Annotated in this window: 2 protein-coding genes; both read right to left on the bottom strand. The window is 70.7% G+C overall.

Features of this window, described 5'->3' with window-relative positions; translation table 11 throughout:
• Positions 1–217: 217 nt before the first annotated feature.
• Positions 218–628: a DUF3037 domain-containing protein gene (locus tag ACOADB_RS11565; protein WP_378598352.1), complete on the bottom strand. Its 411-nt coding sequence runs from the start codon at positions 626–628 to the stop codon at positions 218–220.
• A complete protein-coding gene (locus tag ACOADB_RS11560; protein ID WP_378598350.1) occupies positions 625–1,401 on the bottom strand; it encodes a HipA family kinase in 777 nt (258 codons plus the stop codon). Before ACOADB_RS11560 ends, ACOADB_RS11565 begins: the two co-directional genes overlap by 4 nt.
• Positions 1,402–1,572: the final 171 nt, after the last annotated feature.

Genomic DNA, 1,572 nt, shown 5'->3' with positions numbered 1-1,572 from the left:
CGCACTGGCGGCACCACCCACGCGCTGGGGTCGCTGCCTCCGACCCAGTTCTGCATGTCGCGGATCCGGCCGGCGTAATCGGATTCGCCGGGATCGTCGTGCATGAGCGCACGGTGCGAGCGCAACACTGCTTCCAGGGTCAGCGGGCCGCAGGCCAGGATCCCGGCGAAGACGGGAGGGAAGTGGCCACTACTCCACTTCAGCCGGTGCCGGCGGGCTACAGGACCAGCGACTCCAGCAGGTGCTCGAGCGTACGGGCGGGGTCGGCCGTCACCCCGCCGTGCACCGGGCCGGGCTGGATCACCGTGCTGCGCGGTGCCTTGAGGAACCCGAACCGGGTGCTTGCGTCGTCGCGGGACTCCCGGACGCCGTACGCGGTGGCACGCACGCCCACGCCGAAGGCGGTGTGCGCCTCACCGCGACAGACCCGGTCGATCATGGCGAGTGCGGCGCGGACGGAGTCGAGGTCGATGCCCGCGTCGAGGGCACGGACGCGCGCGTCGTCGACGGCGGTCCGTACGCCGAGGAAGTCCTCTGCCGGGCAGTGGACGATGACTCCGACGTTGACGAACTCCTCGCGCTCGACGCGGGGGACGCACCGCAGCGTGACGTACTGGTACGGCTTCATGCCGACTCCCCCACACCGGGCAACCACGAACGGTCGCCGTCGCGACGGGCCCGGAGGAAGGCGGCGTAGTGCTTCCGCACGGCTGCGGGGTCGTCGGCACCCGGGGTCGGCTCGAGCCAGTCATCACTGATGTCCGCGAGCACGGCATCGATCGCGTCGTCGCTCAACCGCTCAGCGAGTACGGCGTCCTGGGCCTGCGCCTCGGGAGCGTACTCGCGCAGGATGTGCTCCGAGGCGTCGTACGCCTGGGCCGCGAAGCGGGCTGGGTCGCCCGGGCCGCCGGACCACGAGTGGTGGAAGTAGAGCGAGGCCCCGTGGTCGATCGCGTACAGGACGTCGCGCCAGACCAGCAGGTTCGGGTTGCGCCAGCTGCGGTCGACGTTGGCCGTGAACGCGTCCAGCCAGAGCACCCGACCGGCGAGGTCGCGATCGGGCCCGGAGCCGGGGTCGTAGCCGAACGAGCCGGGCAGGAAGTCGATCCCGAGGTTCAGCCCGGGGCTCGCGTTGATCAGGTCCTGCACCTCCTCGTCGGCCTCGTAACGCGCGATGTCGGGATCGAGGTCCAGCACGACCTGGTCGGGCGTCGGGATCTCGAGGCTGCGAGCGAGTCCCGCCACGATCACCTCGGCGACGAGGACGCGCGGTCCCTGGCCGGCGCCGCGGAACTTGCACACGTAGGTGCCGAGGTCCTCGGCCTCGACGATCCCGGGCAGGCTGCCGCCCTCACGCAACGGCGTGACGTAGCGGGTGACCCGCACGGTCGGAAGGGTCACAGCGGCTTCTCGTCGGCCAGCCGCTTCTTCTGGGCCTCGATATCGAAGTCGGCCTCCGGCCAGTCGAGGTCGAGCGACGACAGGGCGTCGTGGAGGAGGGTGCCGATGGCGAGGTTGCGGTACCACTTCTTGTCGGCCGGAATCACGTGCCACGGAGCGACCTCGGTGTTG

This window comes from Nocardioides sp. CPCC 206348 (assembly GCF_048654705.1).
Classification (GTDB): domain Bacteria; phylum Actinomycetota; class Actinomycetes; order Propionibacteriales; family Nocardioidaceae; genus Nocardioides.
This window is presented reverse-complemented; position numbering and strand designations above follow the sequence as displayed.